General features: G+C 68.7%; 16 protein-coding genes. 11 read left to right on the forward strand and 5 right to left on the reverse strand.

The genetic code is table 11. The features are described 5' to 3' along the window. Positions 1-43: 43 nt before the first annotated feature. The 3 genes from K8940_RS09540 to K8940_RS09550 all read left to right on the forward strand — a co-directional run bounded on the left by K8940_RS09540 (position 44) and on the right by K8940_RS09550 (position 2272). Positions 44-580 (forward strand): SRPBCC family protein, encoded by a 537-nt coding sequence (locus K8940_RS09540; RefSeq protein WP_223395044.1) that lies wholly within the window; start codon positions 44-46, stop codon positions 578-580. Positions 581-659: 79 nt separating this feature from the next. Continuing rightward, positions 660-1745, forward strand: coding sequence for a PA0069 family radical SAM protein (locus K8940_RS09545; protein WP_223395046.1), 1086 nt, complete (start codon positions 660-662; stop codon positions 1743-1745). 50 nt (positions 1746-1795) lie between these two features. After that, positions 1796-2272 carry a cell wall biosynthesis glycosyltransferase gene (locus K8940_RS09550; RefSeq protein ID WP_223395047.1) on the forward strand — a complete coding sequence of 159 codons (477 nt, stop codon included), beginning with the start codon at positions 1796-1798 and terminating at the stop codon, positions 2270-2272. 11 nt (positions 2273-2283) lie between these two features. On the opposite strand, the gene K8940_RS09555 is transcribed toward K8940_RS09550, so the two are convergent. Both K8940_RS09555 and K8940_RS09560 read right to left on the reverse strand, forming a co-directional pair. Continuing rightward, the gene (locus K8940_RS09555; protein WP_223395049.1) at positions 2284-3930 is read right to left on the reverse strand and encodes a lytic transglycosylase domain-containing protein; all 1647 of its coding nucleotides are present in this window, start codon (positions 3928-3930) and stop codon (positions 2284-2286) included. Between the two features lie 20 nt (positions 3931-3950). Continuing rightward, the gene (locus K8940_RS09560; protein ID WP_223395051.1) at positions 3951-4766 is read right to left on the reverse strand and encodes a uracil-DNA glycosylase; all 816 of its coding nucleotides are present in this window, start codon (positions 4764-4766) and stop codon (positions 3951-3953) included. A gap of 152 nt (positions 4767-4918) precedes the next feature. Between K8940_RS09560 and K8940_RS09565 the strand changes: the two genes are divergently transcribed. From K8940_RS09565 to K8940_RS09580, 4 genes are all read left to right on the forward strand, one after another. Further along, positions 4919-6592 carry an electron transfer flavoprotein-ubiquinone oxidoreductase gene (locus K8940_RS09565; protein WP_223395053.1) on the forward strand — a complete coding sequence of 558 codons (1674 nt, stop codon included), beginning with the start codon at positions 4919-4921 and terminating at the stop codon, positions 6590-6592. A gap of 75 nt (positions 6593-6667) precedes the next feature. Then, positions 6668-8398, forward strand: coding sequence for a tetratricopeptide repeat protein (locus K8940_RS09570; RefSeq protein WP_223395055.1), 1731 nt, complete (start codon positions 6668-6670; stop codon positions 8396-8398). 41 nt (positions 8399-8439) lie between these two features. Next, positions 8440-9327 (forward strand): 4-(cytidine 5'-diphospho)-2-C-methyl-D-erythritol kinase, encoded by an 888-nt coding sequence (locus K8940_RS09575; protein ID WP_223395057.1) that lies wholly within the window; start codon positions 8440-8442, stop codon positions 9325-9327. 9 nt (positions 9328-9336) lie between these two features. Next, positions 9337-9984, forward strand: coding sequence for a peptidylprolyl isomerase (locus tag K8940_RS09580; RefSeq protein ID WP_223395059.1), 648 nt, complete (start codon positions 9337-9339; stop codon positions 9982-9984). Here the strand turns inward: K8940_RS09580 and K8940_RS09585 are convergent. The 3 genes from K8940_RS09585 to K8940_RS09595 form a co-directional block, all read right to left on the reverse strand. Then, positions 9981-10784 carry a lipid II flippase Amj family protein gene (locus tag K8940_RS09585; RefSeq protein WP_223395061.1) on the reverse strand — a complete coding sequence of 268 codons (804 nt, stop codon included), beginning with the start codon at positions 10782-10784 and terminating at the stop codon, positions 9981-9983. The two genes, K8940_RS09580 and K8940_RS09585, sit on opposite strands and share 4 nt — an antisense overlap. Positions 10785-10896: 112 nt before the next feature. Beyond that, entirely contained in the window at positions 10897-12429 is a 1533-nt protein-coding gene (locus K8940_RS09590) for an ammonium transporter (protein ID WP_223395063.1), read from the reverse strand. Between the two features lie 26 nt (positions 12430-12455). Next, the gene (locus tag K8940_RS09595; protein ID WP_004623580.1) at positions 12456-12794 is read right to left on the reverse strand and encodes a P-II family nitrogen regulator; all 339 of its coding nucleotides are present in this window, start codon (positions 12792-12794) and stop codon (positions 12456-12458) included. 326 nt (positions 12795-13120) lie between these two features. On the opposite strand from K8940_RS09595, the gene K8940_RS09600 reads away from it, so the two are divergent. The 4 genes from K8940_RS09600 (at position 13121) to glyS (ending at position 17502) form a co-directional block, all read left to right on the forward strand. Beyond that, positions 13121-13471, forward strand: coding sequence for a DMT family protein (locus tag K8940_RS09600; RefSeq protein ID WP_223395065.1), 351 nt, complete (start codon positions 13121-13123; stop codon positions 13469-13471). An 85-nt stretch (positions 13472-13556) separates the two neighbouring features. Then, on the forward strand, positions 13557-14516 hold the full coding sequence (locus K8940_RS09605) for a fasciclin domain-containing protein (protein ID WP_223395067.1): 960 nt from the start codon (positions 13557-13559) through the stop codon (positions 14514-14516). Between the two features lie 84 nt (positions 14517-14600). Beyond that, positions 14601-15500 (forward strand): glycine--tRNA ligase subunit alpha, encoded by a 900-nt coding sequence (locus K8940_RS09610; RefSeq protein WP_223395069.1) that lies wholly within the window; start codon positions 14601-14603, stop codon positions 15498-15500. A 7-nt stretch (positions 15501-15507) separates the two neighbouring features. Beyond that, entirely contained in the window at positions 15508-17502 is a 1995-nt protein-coding gene (gene glyS / locus K8940_RS09615) for a glycine--tRNA ligase subunit beta (RefSeq protein ID WP_223395071.1), read from the forward strand. Positions 17503-17509 lie beyond the last annotated feature (7 nt).

Here is a 17509-nt window from a genome sequence, read left to right on the forward strand (position 1 = left end):
TTGCGTCGGGCGAAAGCCGGACAAAGGGGCAGGGAGAGAGCTCATGTTGAAGATCATTCTGATCGCCGTCGTCGTCGCCATCGTCGGCGTGCTGGTCTTCGCCGCGACGCGGCCGGACAGTTTCGTGGTCACGCGAACCGCCGTCATCGACGCGCCGCCCGAGACGCTGGAGGGCATGGTTTCCGACTTCCACCAGTGGGCCGCCTGGTCGCCGTGGGAGAAGCTGGATCCCGGCATGACTCGCACCTACGGCGGCCCGGCCAGCGGCGTCGGCGCGACCTATGCCTGGGTCGGCAACGACAAGGTCGGCTCGGGAAGCATGGAGATCGAGACGGTGACGCCGGGGCGCGAGGTCGTCTTCGGACTGCACTTCCTCAAGCCGTTCAAGGCCGACAACACCGGCCGCTTCGTGTTCGAGCCGCAGGGGGCGGGCGCCACGAAGGTCACCTGGTCTATGTCCGGCAAGAACCCCTACATCGCCAAGCTGATGGGGCTGGTCTTCAACATGGATCAGGTGATCGGCAAGGACTTCGAGAAGGGCCTGGCCGACATGAAGGTCGCGGCCGAAAGGCGAGCCTGACCAAGGGGTTGGCGGCGGCGACGCGCTCTCGGTTGAAGTAAGTTCTTGATTTGTTCCATGTGGCGCGCATAATCGCGGCATGGCCGAGGCAGTGAAATCGGCGCCGCCGCCCAGGGGGCGGGGCGCGAAGTCCAATCGAACCGGGCGGTTCGAAGCGCGGGAGCGCGAGGCGTTCGACGACGGCTGGGGCGAGGAGGAAGAACCCAAGCAGTTGAAGACCGAACTGCAGCCGATGAAATCGCGGACGATCATCGCCCGCAACCAGAGCCCGGACGTCGGCTTCGACCGTTCGATCAATCCGTACCGCGGGTGCAGCCACGGCTGCATCTACTGCTACGCCCGGCCCAACCATGCCTATCTCGGCCTGTCGCCGGGCCTGGACTTCGAGAGCAAGATCTTCTTCAAGCCGCACGCGGGCGAACTGCTGGAGAAGGAGTTGGCCAAGGCCAGCTACAAGCCGGCGACGATCCACATCGGCGGCGACACCGATCCCTACCAGCCCGACGAGAAGCAGCTGCGGGCGACGCGTCAGGTGATCGAGGTGCTGGAGCGTTACGGCCACCCGTTCACGATCATCACCAAGTCGGCCCTGATCCTGCGCGATCTCGACATCTACAGCCGTCTGGCGGCGCGCAAGCTGACCCGGGTGGCGATCTCGATCACCACCCTGGACCGGCGGCTGGCGCGCAGCATGGAGCCGCGCGCGGCGACGCCCGGCAGGCGGATCGAGGCGGTGCGACGGCTGACCGAAGCCGGGGTGCCGGTCACGGTGATGTTCGCGCCGGCCATTCCCGGTCTCAACGACCATGAGGTCGAGACGGTGCTGGAAGCCTCGGCCAAGGCGGGCGCGCGAGGGGCGGGCTATGTCGCCCTGCGTCTGCCGCGCGAGATCGCCCAGCTGTTCGAGGAGTGGCTGGAGAGCGACTATCCCGACAGGGCGCGTAAAGTGATGTCGCTGGTCCGTCAGATCCGCAAGGGCGAGACCTATAGCGCCAACTGGGGCGAACGGATGGTGGGCGACGGTCCGGTGGCCGAGGTGCTGCGGCAGAGGTTCCATCTGGCGGTGAAGAAGTTCGGGCTGGACCAGCCCTGGACGCCGCTGGACGTCAGCCAGTTCACGCCGCCTCGTTTGGGCGGCGGCGGGCAAATGGATTTGTTCGGGTGACCAGGACTTAGAGGCCTTGACCCCGCCGCCCGCGCTGGCGAAGCAAGGCCATGATCTCCGTCGTCCTCGTCGCCTCCGAAGACCTGCCGGGCCTGGCCGCCCAGATGACCATGCTGGTGCCCGCCGCCGTGGATGGCCTGGTCAAGGAGGTGGTGCTGGTCGGCGACGACGGTCCGGGCGTCCAGGCCCTGGCCGAGGACAGCGGCGCGCGGCTGGTGACGGCCCGGGGCGATGTCGGCGCTCGGCTCGCGGCGGGCGTCGCCGTCGCGCGAGGCGATTGGGTCCTGACTCTGCGCGCGGCGCCGGCCCTGCGCGAAGGCTGGCGAGAACCGGTCGAGAAGCACCTGGCGGGCGGAGCGGGCGCGCCGGCGGCCCTGGCGATTCCGGGCGGCCTGCTGAGCAAGCTGTCGCCACGCCTGCATGGCGTGCTGGTCCGCCGCCTGGATTGGCCCCAGAACTGGCCGGCGAGCGGCGGCGACGAGAGGGCCTTGGCGAGAAGCCTGAAGGTCCGGACCCTCAGATACTAGGAACGACCCGACTACTGAGACGCCAGCTGGGTCATCAGCTGGTCGATCGAGGTTGGGGCCACGATCTGCGGATCCAGGCGGAAGTCCACCGTCCGCGCGCCGCTGGCCACGGCGTCCAGGGTCTTGTTCTCCGCGCCCATCAGCCGGCGATAGGTCCAGTAGCTGGCCATCACCTTCTCGACGTAGTTGCGGGTTTCCTGGAAGGGCAGGCTCTCGATCAGCAGCAGGGTGTCGCAGTCGCCGCCCAACTGGGCCGCCGTCCGGTTCAGGGTCGCGGGTCCGCCGTTATAGGCCGCCACGGCCCGCAGGAGGTCGGGGCTCTTCACGCCCCGGTCCATCAGCCAGGTGAAGTAGTCCTGGCCGGCCCGCAGGTTGAAGGCGGGATCGAACAGCGGGGAGTTGTCGCCCCGCAGCTTGTCATCGCCGACCACGTCGGCGGCGGACGCAGGGCGCACCTGCATCAGGCCCACCGCGCCGGCGTTGGAGACGGCCAGCGGGTCGAAACGGCTTTCCTGGCGCACGAGGGCGTAGACCATGGCCTTGTCGATGGTGAAGCCGCCGACCGGATCCAGCGGGGGCAGGGGATAGTCCTCGCCGCCGACCCGGCGGACCGGGCGGCCGCCGTTCAGCGGGGCGTTGGCGTTGAGCGCCAGGGCCAGGGCCGTCCAGTCGTCGCGCAGCGCCGGCGTCTCGGCCAGGGAAAGGCCGGCGCGCAGCTCCAGCCCCGCCTCGCGCCAGCGGCCGATCTGAGCCAGGGCGGTGGCGCGGCGGGCGCGCGGGTCGGACGTCACCAGGCGGTCCAGCGACTCGCTGTCGGGGCCGACGTAGCTGGCGCGAGTCAGCAGGCTGGCGATCGGGTCGTAGGTTTCCTCGACGGCCGCCGCCACGCCGGTCAGCGCCAGCTGGCGGACAGCGATCATGCCGTAGAAGGTGTGGGGCGAGCGGGCGGCGTCACGCAGCAGCGCCTGGGCTTCGCGGCCGTGGCCGGCCTGGCTGGCGGCGCGGGCGGCCCAGAAGGCGCCGGCTGCGCGCAGCCACTCGTCCTCGTTCTGGTCGTGGGCCACTTGCTCGAAATAGCCCTGGGCCTGGGGAAGATCGCCCAGCCGATAGGCGGCCAGGCCGGCGATCCAGCGCTCGCCGCCGGCCACGGCCAGGGTCAGGGCCTTCTGGACATCCCCGGAATAGTAGGCCTCGCGCGCGGCGCGGCCCTTGTCGGCGGGCGGCGGACCGTCCTCGTTGGCCACGAACAGCGCGGGCGTCGGCGGGTCCGCCACGCGCTTGCTGGCCGGTTTGCGCTTGACGGCCAGGGCGTAGACGCGGTCGGCGCCGGCCTCCTCGCCATAGCGCTTCAGCCATTCGGTCAGATCGTCATAGGTGGCCGAATAGAGGCTGGGATGCATGACCTTGGCGAAGGCCAGTCGGCCGGCCAGGCTGTGGTCGCGCGCATTGGCGAAGGCGGCCTTGGCGGCGTCGAAGTCGCCGCGGTCGGTGGCGGCGAAGGCGGCGCGATAGGCGCGGACATCTTCCGGAGACAAAGGGTCGAGGGCGCCGGCGCGCGCGACGCCGGTCGCGCACAGGAACAGGGCCGAAAGTACGGCCGGAAGGCGAGCCCAAAGCTTCAAAAGCGATCCGCGCTGCCCCCGCAGGCGCGTCCCCATTCACCTAGTAGGCGAAACTTCTAGTGCGGGCGGTCCGGGCGATCAAGCCGCTCGGTCAGTGTCAAAAGGTCCTGCCACGCCTTCTTCTTCTGCGCGGGCGTGCGCAACAGGAAGGCCGGGTGCAGGGTCGGCATGGCCGGCAGCTCGATCGACCGGTCCTCGGAGGTCCATTCGAACCAGCGGCCGCGCATCGACAGGATGCCTTCCTCACGCTTCAGCACCGACTTGGCCGAGGCCCCGCCGGCCAGCATCAGCATCTTGGGCTTCACCAGGGCGATGGCGCGTTCGACGAACGGCGCGCAGGTCGCCTGTTCCTGCGGGGTCGGCGTGCGGTTGCCGGGCGGACGCCAGAAGACGGTGTTGGTGATGAAGACGCGCCCTTCCAGGCCCGCCGCCTTCAGCATGCGATCCAGCAGCTTGCCGGCCCGGCCGACGAACGGCTGCCCTTGCGCGTCCTCGTCCGCGCCGGGACCTTCGCCGATGATCATCAGGGGCGCGTCGCCGACGCCGCGAGAGAAAACGGCCTGCTTGGCGCCCTGGGTCTTCAGCGGACAGCCGTCGAAGGCGGCGATGGCGGCGGCCAGGCTCTCCAGGTCGTTGCAGGCGGCCGCGGCGGCCCTGGCCATGGCGACGGCCGAGCCGACGTCCGGGCCGCGCGACGCCGCCGGGCGGGCGATCGGGATCGGCGCGGGCGGCGGCTGGCTCTTGGCGCGCAGCATCGCCGCGCCCTCGGCCAGGCGGTCGATCGGGGCGTCCGCGTACGAGGCGTCGACGCCCGCGTCGGCCCAGAAGGCGAGCAGGCTTTCGACGGCGCGTTGATCGACGGCGAGGCTCATGAGACGGTCTTTAGCGCGGTTTGATCGTGTCCTCCACGCTGCGATGCAGCAAAAAAGCGAGAGCAAACGCTTGACCGCCACTACGTCACGTTTGGATAAGCTCTGATTCAAACAGTCATAAGACGGGCGGCCGAGCCCGATCGGGAGACCTTATGAGCGAAGACCTCGAACGCGAGTCGATGGAGTACGACGTCGTCATCGTCGGCGGTGGTCCCGCGGGGCTCTCCGCTGCGATTCGTCTGAAACAACTGGCCGCCAAGGCCGGAACCGAGATTTCGGTGGCCCTGCTGGAAAAGGGCTCGGAAGTCGGCGCCCATATCCTGTCGGGCGCCGTGATCGATCCCAAGGGCCTGGCCGAGCTCTTCCCCAACTGGAAGGAAGAAGGCGCGCCGCTGGAGACGCCGGTCACCAAGGACCGCTTCAAGCTGCTGGGCCCGCAGGGCGAGCTTTCCCTGCCGATGTGGGCCATGCCGCCCTTCATGCACAACCATGGCTGCTACATCGCCTCGCTGGGCAACCTGACCCGCTGGCTGGCGACCAAGGCCGAGGAACTGGGCGTCGAGATCTATCCGGGCTTCGCCGCCTCGGACCTGGTCTGGAACACGGACGGTTCTGTGAAGGGCGTCGTGGTCGGCGTCGTCGGCATCGCCAAGGACGGTCACCACAAGCCGGACTACCAGCCGGGCATGGAGTTGCACGGCAAGTACGTGTTCATCGCCGAGGGCGTGCGCGGCTCGCTGGCCAAGCAGCTGATCGCCAAGTTCAAGCTGGACGAGGGCAAGTCGCCCCAGAAGTACGGCATCGGCATCAAGGAGCTGTGGCAGGTTCCGCCCGAACAGCACCAGCCGGGCCTGGCCGAGCACACCACCGGCTGGCCGCTGGACAACCAGACGGGCGGCGGCAGCTTCATGTATCACTTCGGGGACAACTACGTGGCCATCGGCTACGTCGTGCACCTGAACTACAAGAACCCTTGGATCTCGCCGTTCGACGAGTTCCAGCGCTTCAAGCAGCATCCGGGCGTGAAGCCCTATCTGGAAGGCGGCAAGCGCATCGCCTACGGCGCGCGCGCCATCACCGAGGGCGGCTACCAGTCGGTGCCGAAACTGACCTTCCCGGGCGGCGCGCTGATCGGCTGCTCGGCCGGTTTCGTCAACGTGCCGCGCATCAAGGGCAGCCACAACGCGGTCAAGACCGGCATGCTGGCCGCCGAGGCCGCCTACGAGGCGGTCCAGGCCGGCCGCGCCAGCGACGAACTGACCGCCTATCAGGCCTCCTACGAGACGTCTTGGGTGGCCAAGGAGCTGAAGGTCGTCCGCAACGCCAAGCCGATGCTGGGCAAGTTCGGCACCGCCCTGGGCGGCGCGGTCAGCATGTTCGACATGTGGTGCACGCACCTGTTCGGCGGCTTCTCGTTCTTCGGCACGATGAAGCACGAAAAGACCGACGCGGCCTCGACCGGCCTGGCCAAGGACTACAAGCCGATCGTCTATCCCAAGCCCGACGGCGTGATCAGCTTCGACAAGCTGTCCTCGGTGTTCCTGTCGGCCACCAACCACGAAGAAGACCAGCCGGCGCACCTGAAGCTGAAGGACCCGTCGATCCCGATCGCGGTCAACCTGCCCAAGTACGGCGAGCCGGCGCGCCTCTACTGCCCGGCCGGCGTCTACGAGGTGCTCTACAACGAGCAGGGCGCGGATCCGCGGTTCCAGATCAACGCCCAGAACTGCGTCCACTGCAAAACCTGCGACATCAAGGACCCGTCGCAGAACATCGTCTGGACCACGCCGGAGGGCGGCGGCGGACCGAACTATCCGAACATGTGATGTGGGGCATGCCTCCCGGTCGCCGCCGGGAGGCTTTTTCTTGCGGACCACAAGGAAACCGCCGAGGGTGGCCGGATGACGCGTATCCAAGTCCTCCTCGCCTGCGTTTCCGTTTCAGCCCTGGCCGCCTGCTCGACCGCGCCCAGTGAGATCACGATGCGCGGGCCGGTGACCGCCAGTTCGGCGATGTTCGACACCCGCACCTCGTACGGCCAGTTCCTGGCGGGCCAGGCGGCCCTGCGCGACGGCAAGTCGAAGGAAGCCGCCACCTATTTCGGCACGGCGGCCGTGCTGGGCGAGGATCCGGGCCTGATCCAGGAGCGCTCGTTCACCGCGCTGTTGCTAGCCGGCGAGATCAGCCGCGCCGCCGCAGCAGCCCCGACCAACGCGGACGCAACCGAGGCGGTCAAGCGCCTGGGCGTCCTGACCCGCGTCGTCGAGGCCATCGCGATCGGCAAGGGCAAGGACGCCCAGGCCCTGTTGAAGACCGAGCCGCCGGGCTTCCCCCACCAGCAGGCCGCCGCGCTGCTGGCGCCCTGGGCCGCCGCCGCCGCCGGGGACAGCGAGGGCGCGATCGTCCAGCCGACCCTACGCAACGACAAGCTGGTCCAGTTCTTCGGCCAGCAGGGCCAGGCCCGTCTGTTCGAGCGGGCCAAGCGCTATGACGAGGCCGAGACCGACTACAAGGCCCTGACCGCCAGCGCCGCGACGGCCAGCATCTTCACGCTGGACTACGGCGGCTTCCTGGAGCGCCGCAAGCGTCACGCCGACGCCGTGGCGCTGTACGACACCGCCCTGCGCGCCGCGCCCGCCGACCAGGGCCTGTTGCGCGCCCGCGCCCGGGCCGCCGCCAAGGGCGCGCCGCCGCCGCTTCCGACCGTCCGCCAGGGCGCGGCCGAGGGCCTGGTGGCGTGCGCCGCGACCTTCGCCGGCGAGCGCCAGGCCCAGTTCGCCCTGGCCTATCTGCGCCTGGCCCTGCGTCTGGATCCGGTGCGCGACGAGGCCTGGGTGCTGGTCGGCGACCTGCTGAACCAGAACGAGGACCCGCGCGGCGCCATCGAGGCCTATGCGCACGTCCCGCCGGGCTCGCCGCACTACGCCTCGGCCCAGAGCAAGACGGCCTGGGCGTGGAACGACCTCGGCGACAAGGCCAAGGCGCTGGAGGTGGCGCGCGCCACCGCGACCGCCGTCCCCAGCGACCGCGACGCCGGCGTGGCCCTGGCCGACCTGCTGCGCGCGGGCGGACAATGGGACGAGTCCGTGGCCGTGCTGGACCCGATCATCGCCCGCGAGAGCGCCTCGCCCGATTGGCGCCTGCTGTATCTGCGCGCCGTGGCGCTGGAGCAGGCCAAGCGCTGGCCCGAGGCCGAGCGCGACCTGCAGGCGGCGCTGAAGATCAATCCCGACGAGCCGGAGTTGCTGAACTTCCTCGGCTACACCTGGATCGACCGCAACGAACACCTGGCCGAGGCCCTGGGCATGGTCCAGAAGGCCGTCGCCGCGCGTCCGCAGTCGGGCGCCATGCTCGACTCGCTGGGCTGGGCCTATTTCCGGCTGGGCGACTACAAGACCGCCGTCGAGAAGCTGGAGGCGGCCGTCGAGATGGAGCCGGGCGATCCGGACGTGAACGGCCACCTTGGCGACGCTTACTGGAAGGTGGGGCGCACGACCGAAGCCAGGTTCCAGTGGCAGCGGGTCCTGAGTCTCGAGCCCGACGACAAGCAGAAGGCCGAGGCCGAGGCCAAGCTGAAGGATGGCCTGGGCGTGATGGGGGCGGCGACCAAGTCGACGGTGGCGCACAACTGAGCTATCGGCGGTGATCCGTCGTCCCAGCTGAGTCCGAGATCATGCGGCTGCCCAACTCCGTCTTGGCCGCCTTCGCCCCGGCCAAGGTCAATCTGTTCCTGCACGTGGGCGGGCCGGACGCCGAGGGCTATCACCCGATCTCCAGCCTGATGGTCTTCGCCGACGTCGGTGACCAGATCGCGATCCAGCCCAGTGACGCGCCCGGTTTCGAGACCTCCGGTCCGTTCGGCGGCGCGATCCCGGCCGACGGCGACAACCTGGTGGTCCGCGCCGCCCGGGCCTTCCACGCCAGGCTGGGCGGGCCCGTCCCGCCATACCGCCTGATCCTGGACAAGCGCCTGCCGATCGCGGCGGGCCTGGGCGGTGGCTCCAGCGACGCCGGCGCGGCCCTGAAGCTGCTGCGTGACGTCCTGGCGCCGGGTCTCTCCGACGACGACCTGGAGCCGCTGGCCGCCAGCCTGGGCGCGGACGGCGCGGCCTGCCTGCGGGCCCGGGCCCTGATGGCCGAAGGACGCGGAGAGCTTCTGTCGCCCGCGCCGGCGCTGCCCGAGCTGAACGCCGTGCTGGTCAATCCCGGCGCGCCGTCGCCGACGGGGGCCGTCTATCGCGCCTATGACGCGGCCGTGCATCCGGACGGCGCCGAGCGCCCGTTCCTGCCGTCGAACCTGGAAAGCGCCGAGGAGGTCGCCGCCTGGCTGGCCGTGGCCACGCGCAACGACCTGGAGGCGCCCGCCGTCGCCCTGGAGCCTCGCATCGGCGAGGTGCTGGACCTCCTGCGCGAGGAGCCCGAAAGTCTGCTGGTTCGGATGTCGGGCTCGGGAGCGACCTGTTTCGCGCTCTGCGCCGGCGACATCGAGGCCGAGACCCTGGCCGAGCGTCTGGAGACCATGCGGCCGGACTGGTGGGTGCGGCGCTGCCGCCTGAGCTAGGAGTTGGACATGAAGCGTCGTGACGTCCTGACCGCCCTGGGAGGCCTGATCCCGCTTGGGGCGGCCACGCCCGGCCTCGCCGTCGCCCAGGTGCTGAGCCTGCCGCCGACGCCGATCGTGCCGGGCCCCGGCGACGTCCTGGTCAGCCTGGACACCAGCCTGGGCGCGATCATCATCGCGCTAAAGGCCAGGCAGGCCCCGCTGACCACGGCCAACTTCCTGCGGTATGTCGACGGCAAACTCTATGACGGCGCCAGCTTCTGGCGCTCGGCCAAGGCCAACAGCCCAGTCGACTACGGCCTGATCGAGGGCGGCCTGCAGGGCGATCCCAAGAAGGTGCTCAAGCCCGTGGCCCACGAGCCGACGACCCAGACGGGCCTGCGTCACGTCGACGGCACGGTGTCCCTGGCCCGCAAGGAGCCCGGCACCGGTGACAGCGACTTCTTCATCTGCGTCGGCGAGGCCCCGTACCTGGACGCCAATCCGGCGGCGGAGGGCGACAACCTGGGTTTCGCGGCCTTCGGCCAGGTGATCAAGGGCATGGAGATCGTCCACAAGATCCTGAACCTGCCCACGCCCGGCGAAGCGACAAACCCGGTGATGAAGGGGCAGATGCTGCTGCCCGTGGTGCCGATCGTCACGGCGCGCCGGCTCTAGATCACGCGCGCCAGCATCACGACGCCGCTGGCCGCCGGGACCAGCAGCAGCTGGGCCAGCACGGTGCCCGCCACGCGGCTGCCGGCGAACCAGACGACCGCGCGGCGGAAGGCCGGCTCGCTGACGCGGCCGTCCATGACGTCGTCGGTCATGATCGACAGCGCCGGATCGATCAGCACGAACAGCAGGATGGTGGCGACGCCGTTGATCACCGACGACAGGCTGACCGCCGTCACCCGGAACTGCGGGTCGAGGTAGCCGGCGTAGAGCGAGGCGAAGACCCCGACGGTCAGCAGGGCCTGGGCCAGGACGTTCAGGACGATCACCCGGGCCGGTACGTCGATCTTCTGCTTCAGGGTCTTCAGGTGGCTGGGCGAGGGCAGGGCGACCGCCTCGCGGATATAGCCGACCCCGCCCTTGGCGAAGGCGTGCATCAGGAGCTTGGGCACCGAGCGGTGGACCTGAAAGTGGGCGACGGCCCGCGTGAACAGGCGCTGGGCGGTGGGGATCGCCAGGGCGCCGACCAGGGCCGCCAGGCTGGCGCTGGCCATCAGCCACTGGAAGTCGGCCAGCAGATGGCCGCCCGTGCCCGCCAGCAGGTTCGTCTCGATCCGCTTGGACAGGAACGGGCCCTGGAAGGCGTTCGAGGCGCGCGACAGCAGCACCAGCACGTTGAACAGGGCGAACGACATGGCGATCCGCCGCGTGCGGACGCCGGCGATGCGCACGGCGTAGGCCAGGGCCCCGATCAGGTGGATCACGAAGGTCAGGACGCAGAGCAGGAAGAGTTGGGCGTCCATCGCGATCTCCGAAGCGGGCGCGGAGCTTGGCCGATCGATGGGCAAAGAGAAAGGGCGCGGAGATCGCTCTCCGCGCCCTTCGACGTTTCGGGGTGAACCCCTACCGCCAGCCTTAGCTGTGGTAGGCGCGTTCGCCGTGTTCCGAGATGTCCAGACCTTCTTCCTCGGCTTCCGGCGAAGCCTTCAGGCCGATGATCAGCTTGATCACGAAGAAGACGATGGCCGAGGCCACCAGCGACCAGACGATCGTGACGCCGACGCCCTTCAGCTGGGCCAGGACCTGGGTACCGAGGTTGTAGACGGCGTTGTCGCAGGTCGAGATGTCGCCGTCCTTGGCGCAGGTCGTGTAGTCGACGATGCCGGCGCCGCCCCAGGCGGGGTTGACCAGCAGGCCGGTGCCGATGGCGCCGACGATGCCGCCGATGCCGTGGATGCCGAAGGCGTCCAGGCTGTCGTCGTACTTCAGGGCGTTCTTCACGACCGAGCAGAAGAAGATGCAGATCGGCGAGACGACCAGACCCAGGATCACCGAACCCATCGGACCGGCGAAGCCGGCGGCCGGGGTGACGGCGACGAGGCCGGCGACGATGCCTGAGGCCAGGCCCAGGGCCGACGGCTTACCGCGGGTGATCCACTCGACGATGATCCACGACAGGCCGGCGGCCGCGGTGGCGACGAAGGTGTTGATCATGGCCAGCGAGGCGTAGCCGTTCGATTCCAGGTTCGAGCCGGCGTTGAAGCCGAACCAGCCCACCCACAGCAGGCCGGCGCCGACCAGGGTCAGGGTCAGCGAGTGCGGGGGCATCGGCTCCTTGCCGAAGCCTTGGCGCTTGCCGAGGATCAGGGCGCCGACCAGGGCGGCGACGCCAGCGTTGATGTGGACGACGGTGCCGCCGGCGAAGTCGAGGGCGCCGAAGCCCCAGATCAGGCCCGACTTGATCGCGGCGGTCGGAGCCGTGGCGATCGCGTCAGGACCCGGCCACCACCAGACCATGTGAGCCATCGGATAGTACGACAGCAGCGGCCACAGGACGGCGAAGGCGACGATGGCGGAGAACTTCATGCGCTCGACCAGCGAACCGACCACCAGGGCGGCGGTGATGGCCGCGAAGGTCGACTGGAAGGCGATGAAGGTGAACTCGGGGATCACCACGCCGGTCGAGAACGTCGCGACATTGCTGGCCGGGGTGACATCCTTCAGGAACAGACGGCCCAAGCCGCCCACGAAGGTGTCCAGGCCGCCGCCGTCGGTGAAGGCGAAGCTATAGCCCCACAGCACCCAGGCGACGAAGCCGATCAGGGCGACAGTCGAGACCTGCATCATGACCGACAGCATGTTCTTGGCGCGCACCAGGCCGCCGTAGAACAGGGCCAGACCCGGCAGGATCATCAGCAGGACGAGCAGCGAGGAGGTGAGCATCCACGCGTTGTCGCCCTTGTCGTTCTTGTCGACGATGGCGGGGGCGGGCGCTTCGGCCGGAGCGGGCGTGGCGGCCGGAGCCGGCGCGGCCTCGGCGGGCGCGGCGGTAGCGGCGGCGGCCGGGGCGGGCGCGGCTTCCTGAGCGAAGGCGGTCGCTCCCAGCGGAGCCCCCGCGATGGTCGCGGCGAGCATGAGCCCGGCCAGCGGTTTGAAGGTGAGTTTCATCGTCGGTATCCCCTTTTCCCGATGCGTTACAGAGCGGCCGAACCGGTTTCGCCGGTGCGGATGCGGACGGCTTCCTCGACGTTCAGTACGAAGATCTTGCCGTCACCGATCTTGCCGGTGGCCGCGGCGGCCTTGACCGCCTCGACGGCCTTGGCGGCGGACGCATCGTCCACGACCGCTTCGAGCTTCACTTTGGGCACGAAATTCACCTGGTACTCGGCGCCCCGGTAGATCTCGGTCTGGCCCTTCTGGCGGCCGTAGCCCTTCACTTCCGACACCGTCAGGCCTTCGACGCCGGCGGCGACGAGCGCTTCGCGCACCTCGTCCAGCTTGAAGGGTTTGACGACCGCTATGATCAGTTTCATCCGCCTTGCTCCGACCCGCTACGCGCGGGCTTGCTTTGCTTGGTTGGTCGAAAGGCGAAACCGCCCCCGATGTGATCACCGCCGACGCCGCCATCACGCGCTGCATCGTTTCCCCGGCGCGGCCACGCTATCGGCGACGGTTCCATGACGGGGGGCGGGCACAAGGTTTTGGAAAGGAAATAGGCAAGGCGCCTAAAATCTGTGCGACTGACGCTACTATTGCGTCAGAAAATGGCGATTTCGACCAACGGGACGGCTGTAGCGCCCGGGGCGCCCCTTGTCCTAGGTTGGGGGAATCCCCACCGCACCGCCTTGGAGCCCCGCCAATGCCGCCCCTCGTCATGAAGATTGCGCCCTGGGTGCTGCTGGTGATGTCCAACGTCTTCATGACCTTCGCCTGGTACGGTCACCTGAAGGGAAAGCCCATGGCGTTGCCGGTGGCGATCCTGTCCAGCTGGCTGATCGCGCTTCCCGAGTACATGCTGGCCGTTCCGGCCAATCGCATCGGCCACAACATATATTCGACAGCTGAGCTTAAGGTCGGGCAGGAGATGATCACCTTGCTGGTCTTCACCCTGTTCTCGTATTTCTATCTGGGTGAAGCGATCAAACTGTCGACCATCGCGGGGTTCGCCCTGATCGTCTCGGGCGTGGCGGTGGTGTTCTATTTCAGGTGAAGCTCAATCCTGATCACGAGCCCGTGATCAGGGAACCGAGTCGCCGGTCCGGACGTACACCGCTCGAACCGAGAGGAACTCGACCATGACCACTCAGCGACTCCTGACCGCCGCCGCCGCCATCGCCCTGCTGGCCGGCGCGGCCCATGCTCAGTCTTCCAGCCCGACCGCCGCGCCGGCGCCCGCCGCGCAGGCGCCGGCCGCCGCTTCGCCCGTCGTGGCCAAGGGCGACCTGATCGACACCGCCACGGCCTCAGGCCAGTTCACCACCTTCCTGAAGGCCGTCTCGGCCGTGAACCTGACCAGCGTCCTGAAGACCAATCAGAACCTGACCCTGTTCGCCCCTACCGACGCCGCCTTCGCGGCCCTGCCGGCCGGCGAGCTGGACAAGCTGATGCTGCCCGAGAACGGGCCGATGCTGCAGAAGGTGCTGACCTATCACCTGATCAACGCCAAGGTGGACTCCACCAAGATCAAGGGCGCCAAGGGCGAGGTGAAGAGCGTCGAGGGCTCGCCCCTGCTGCTGGACGGCAGCGGCGACCAGCCGAAGGTCGACGACGCCAACATCCTTCAGACCGACGTGATCGCCAGCAACGGCGTGCTGCACGTCGTCGACAAGGTGCTGCTGCCCAAGGACGTGCCGGGCCTGCAGGCCTCGGCCGCGCCGTCGGCGATCGACTCGGGCGCGACCATGAACGTGGCCGCCAACGAGCAGATGGCGCCGGCCGCGCCGGCCGACCAGACCATGCCGGCCGACCCGGCCGCGCCTTCGGCCCAGACGACCACGGCCGCTCCGACGACCGCGACCGACATGGCCGCCGATCCGGCCGCCTCGCCCTCGGCGACGTCCGCGCCGGCCGCTGGCGTGAACACCTCGGGTGTCGTGCCGGTGTCGTCCAAGTCGCCGGAAGAGCAGGCCGCGCTGAAGGCCGGGGACGCCAATGTCGTCTCCAATCCGCCGGTCGCCGACACCAAGGCCAACCGCGCCAAGTACGGCGCGCCGATGTCGAACGCCGGCAAGCGCACGACGCCGAAGGGCAACTAGGCTTCTAAAGCCCAGGACATCGCTTGAAGCACCGGTCGGCGGGCCCTATGGTCCGCCGACTTTTTTCTAGGCCTGCTTCGATTGATGTCGCGCGAAAAACCCAAGTCCTTCCAAAGCCTGATCCTAACGCTCCATGACTATTGGAGCCGGCAGGGCTGCATCATCCTCCAGCCGCATGACGTGGAAGTGGGGGCGGGGACCCTGCACCCGGCCACGGTGCTGCGCGCGCTGGGCCCCAAGCCGTGGAACGCGGCCTATGTGCAGCCTTCGCGTCGCCCCGGCGACGGCCGCTATGGCGAGAACCCCAACCGCCTGCAGCACTATTACCAGTACCAGGTAATCCTGAAGCCGAACCCCGAGAACATGCAGGACCTGTATCTCGGCTCGCTGGAAGCGATCGGCCTCGATCTGCGCACCCACGACATCCGCTTCGTCGAGGACGACTGGGAAAACCCGACCGTCGGGGCCTGGGGCCTGGGCTGGGAGGTCTGGTGCGACGGCATGGAAGTCAGCCAGTACACCTACTTCCAGCAGGTCGGCGGCCTGGACGTCTCGCCGGTGGCCGGCGAGCTGACCTACGGCCTGGAGCGCCTGGCCATGTACGTGTTCGGCGTCGACAACGTCTACGACCTGCCGTTCAACGATCCGGACTCGCCGCTGGGCGCGACGACCTATGGCGACGTGTTCCTGGAGAACGAACGCCAGCAGTCGGAAGCCAACTTCCATGGCTACGACGTCAGCGTGCTCAAGCAGCAGTTCGAGCAGATGGAGGAGCAGGTCCCGCTGATGCTGGCCCGCTCATACCAGAACAAGGCGCTGGTGCTGCCTGCCTACGACATGGTCCTCAAGGCCAGCCACCTCTTCAACCTGATGAACGCCCGCGGCGCGATCGCCGTCGCCGAGCGCGCCAGCTACATCGGCCGCATCCGCGACCTTTGTAAGATGTGCGCCAGCGCCTGGGTCGATCAGCAGGAAGCCGCGTAAAAGTCCGATGCCCCAACTTCTCCTCGAACTGTTCTCGGAAGAGATCCCCGCCCGTATGCAGGCCCAGGCCGCCAAGGACCTGGAGCGCATGGCGCGCGAGCACCTGGCCGCCGCCGGCTTCCTGCCCGAGGCCCTGAAGACCTTCGCCGGCCCGCGCCGCCTGACCCTGGTGGCCGAAGGCCTGCCGCTGGCCCAGGCCGACCGCAAGGAAGAGCTCAAAGGCCCCCGCGTCGGCGCGCCTCCCCAAGCGATGGAAGGCTTCCTGCGCAAGGCGGGCCTGACCCAGGACCAGCTGGTCGAGCGCGACGGCGTCTACATGGCCTTCATCGAGAAGAAGGGCCGCCCGACGCCGGAGATCGTCGCCGAGATGGTCGAGGCCATCGTCCGCGGCTTCCCCTGGCCCAAGTCGATGATCTGGGGAACCAAGAAGCTGCGCTGGGTGCGTCCGCTGAAGCGGATCCTGTGCGTGCTGGACCGCGAGGTCGTGCCGTTCGCCATCGAGGGCATCCCGAGCGGCGACGTCACCGAAGGCCACCGCTTCATGGGTGACGCCCAGCCGTTCACGGCCAAGGACTTCGACGAGTACGTGGCGGGCCTGGAAGCCCACTACGTCGTCCTCGACGTCGAGGAGCGCAAGGAACGCATCCTCGAAGGCTGCAAGACCCTGTGCTTCGCGCGTCACCTGGAACTGGTCGAGGACCAGGGCCTGCTGGACGAAGTCGCGGGCCTGGCCGAATGGCCGACGCCGGTGCTGGGCGACATGGACCCGGTGTTCCTCAGCCTGCCGCCCGAGGTGATCCGCACCTCGATGCGCACGCACCAGAAGTACTTCGCCGTCCGCAAGGCCGGTGAAGAGGGCCTGGCCCCGCACTTCATCACCATCGCCAACATCCAGGCGGCCGACGGCGGCGCGGTGATCGCGGCCGGCAACGCCAAGGTGCTGTCCTCGCGCCTGTCCGACGCCCGCTTCTTCTGGGACGAGGACGTCAAGGTCGGCTTCGAGCCCTGGCTGGAGAAGCTGAACGGCGTGACCTTCCACGCCAAGCTCGGCACCATGGCCCAGCGCGTCGAGCGCATCGTCGCCATGGCCGGCGAGATCGCCCCGCTGGTCGGCGCCGACGTCGCCAAGACCAAGGAAGCCGCGCGCCTGGCCAAGGCGGACCTGGCCTCGCAGATGGTCGGCGAGTTCCCCGAGCTGCAAGGGATCATGGGCGGCTACTACGCCCGGACCTTCGGCCTGGATGGCGAGATCGCCGACGCCGTGCGTGACCACTACAAGCCGCAGGGCCCCTCTGACGCCGTGCCGACCGCCCCGGTCAGCATCGCCGTGGCCCTGGCCGACAAGCTGGACACCCTGGTCGGCTTCTTCGCGATCGACGAGAAGCCGACGGGCTCGAAGGATCCCTATGCGCTGCGCCGAGCTGCGCTGGGCGTGATCCGGATTATCCTGGAGAACGGCCTGCGCATCTCGCTGACCAAGTTCGGCAAGGACGACTTGATCGCCTTCTTCGCCGACCGCCTGAAGGTCACCCTGCGCGACCAGGGCAAGCGTCACGACCTCGTCGACGCCGTGTTCGCCCTGGGCGACGACGACCTGGCGCGGATCGTCGCGCGGGTCGAGGCCCTGGACGGCTTCCTGAAGACCGACGACGGCAAGAACCTGCTGGCCGGCTACAAGCGCGCCTCCAACATCCTCAAGGCCGAAGAGAAGAAGGGCGCTCTGCCGATCGGGGCTCCCGAGGCGCCGACCGCCGACAGCGACGCCGAGGTCGGCCTCTACAACGCCCTGCGCCTGCTGGACAAACCGCTGAAGGAGGCCCTCGCCAAGGAGGACTTCACCGGCGCCATGACCCAGCTGGCCGAGCTGCGCGGCCCGGTCGACGCCTATCTGGACGGCGTCTTCGTCAACGAGCCCGAGCACCGCGACAATCGCCTCAAGACCCTGGCCGCCGTGCGCGACGCCATGGGCCAGGTGGCCGACTTCGGCCTGATCGCGGGGTAAACCCAAT

The sequence above is a fragment of the Caulobacter segnis genome, from assembly GCF_019931575.1.
Classification (GTDB): domain Bacteria; phylum Pseudomonadota; class Alphaproteobacteria; order Caulobacterales; family Caulobacteraceae; genus Caulobacter; species Caulobacter segnis_C.

What these genes read in the sequence shown, in the direction of transcription:
- K8940_RS09555 (WP_223395049.1), bottom strand. Translation starts at nt 3,930, where the DNA reads ATGGGGACGCGCCTGCGGGGGCAGCGCGGATCGCTTTTGAAGCTTTGG.
- K8940_RS09560 (WP_223395051.1), bottom strand. Translation starts at nt 4,766, where the DNA reads ATGAGCCTCGCCGTCGATCAACGCGCCGTCGAAAGCCTGCTCGCCTTC.
- K8940_RS09540 (WP_223395044.1), top strand. Translation starts at nt 44, where the DNA reads ATGTTGAAGATCATTCTGATCGCCGTCGTCGTCGCCATCGTCGGCGTG.
- K8940_RS09610 (WP_223395069.1), top strand. Translation starts at nt 14,601, where the DNA reads ATGTCGCGCGAAAAACCCAAGTCCTTCCAAAGCCTGATCCTAACGCTC.
- K8940_RS09600 (WP_223395065.1), top strand. Translation starts at nt 13,121, where the DNA reads ATGCCGCCCCTCGTCATGAAGATTGCGCCCTGGGTGCTGCTGGTGATG.
- K8940_RS09590 (WP_223395063.1), bottom strand. Translation starts at nt 12,429, where the DNA reads ATGAAACTCACCTTCAAACCGCTGGCCGGGCTCATGCTCGCCGCGACC.
- K8940_RS09605 (WP_223395067.1), top strand. Translation starts at nt 13,557, where the DNA reads ATGACCACTCAGCGACTCCTGACCGCCGCCGCCGCCATCGCCCTGCTG.
- K8940_RS09545 (WP_223395046.1), top strand. Translation starts at nt 660, where the DNA reads ATGGCCGAGGCAGTGAAATCGGCGCCGCCGCCCAGGGGGCGGGGCGCG.
- K8940_RS09585 (WP_223395061.1), bottom strand. Translation starts at nt 10,784, where the DNA reads ATGGACGCCCAACTCTTCCTGCTCTGCGTCCTGACCTTCGTGATCCAC.
- K8940_RS09580 (WP_223395059.1), top strand. Translation starts at nt 9,337, where the DNA reads ATGAAGCGTCGTGACGTCCTGACCGCCCTGGGAGGCCTGATCCCGCTT.
- K8940_RS09575 (WP_223395057.1), top strand. Translation starts at nt 8,440, where the DNA reads ATGCGGCTGCCCAACTCCGTCTTGGCCGCCTTCGCCCCGGCCAAGGTC.
- K8940_RS09570 (WP_223395055.1), top strand. Translation starts at nt 6,668, where the DNA reads ATGACGCGTATCCAAGTCCTCCTCGCCTGCGTTTCCGTTTCAGCCCTG.
- K8940_RS09565 (WP_223395053.1), top strand. Translation starts at nt 4,919, where the DNA reads ATGAGCGAAGACCTCGAACGCGAGTCGATGGAGTACGACGTCGTCATC.
- K8940_RS09550 (WP_223395047.1), top strand. Translation starts at nt 1,796, where the DNA reads ATGATCTCCGTCGTCCTCGTCGCCTCCGAAGACCTGCCGGGCCTGGCC.
- K8940_RS09595 (WP_004623580.1), bottom strand. Translation starts at nt 12,794, where the DNA reads ATGAAACTGATCATAGCGGTCGTCAAACCCTTCAAGCTGGACGAGGTG.
- glyS (WP_223395071.1), top strand. Translation starts at nt 15,508, where the DNA reads ATGCCCCAACTTCTCCTCGAACTGTTCTCGGAAGAGATCCCCGCCCGT.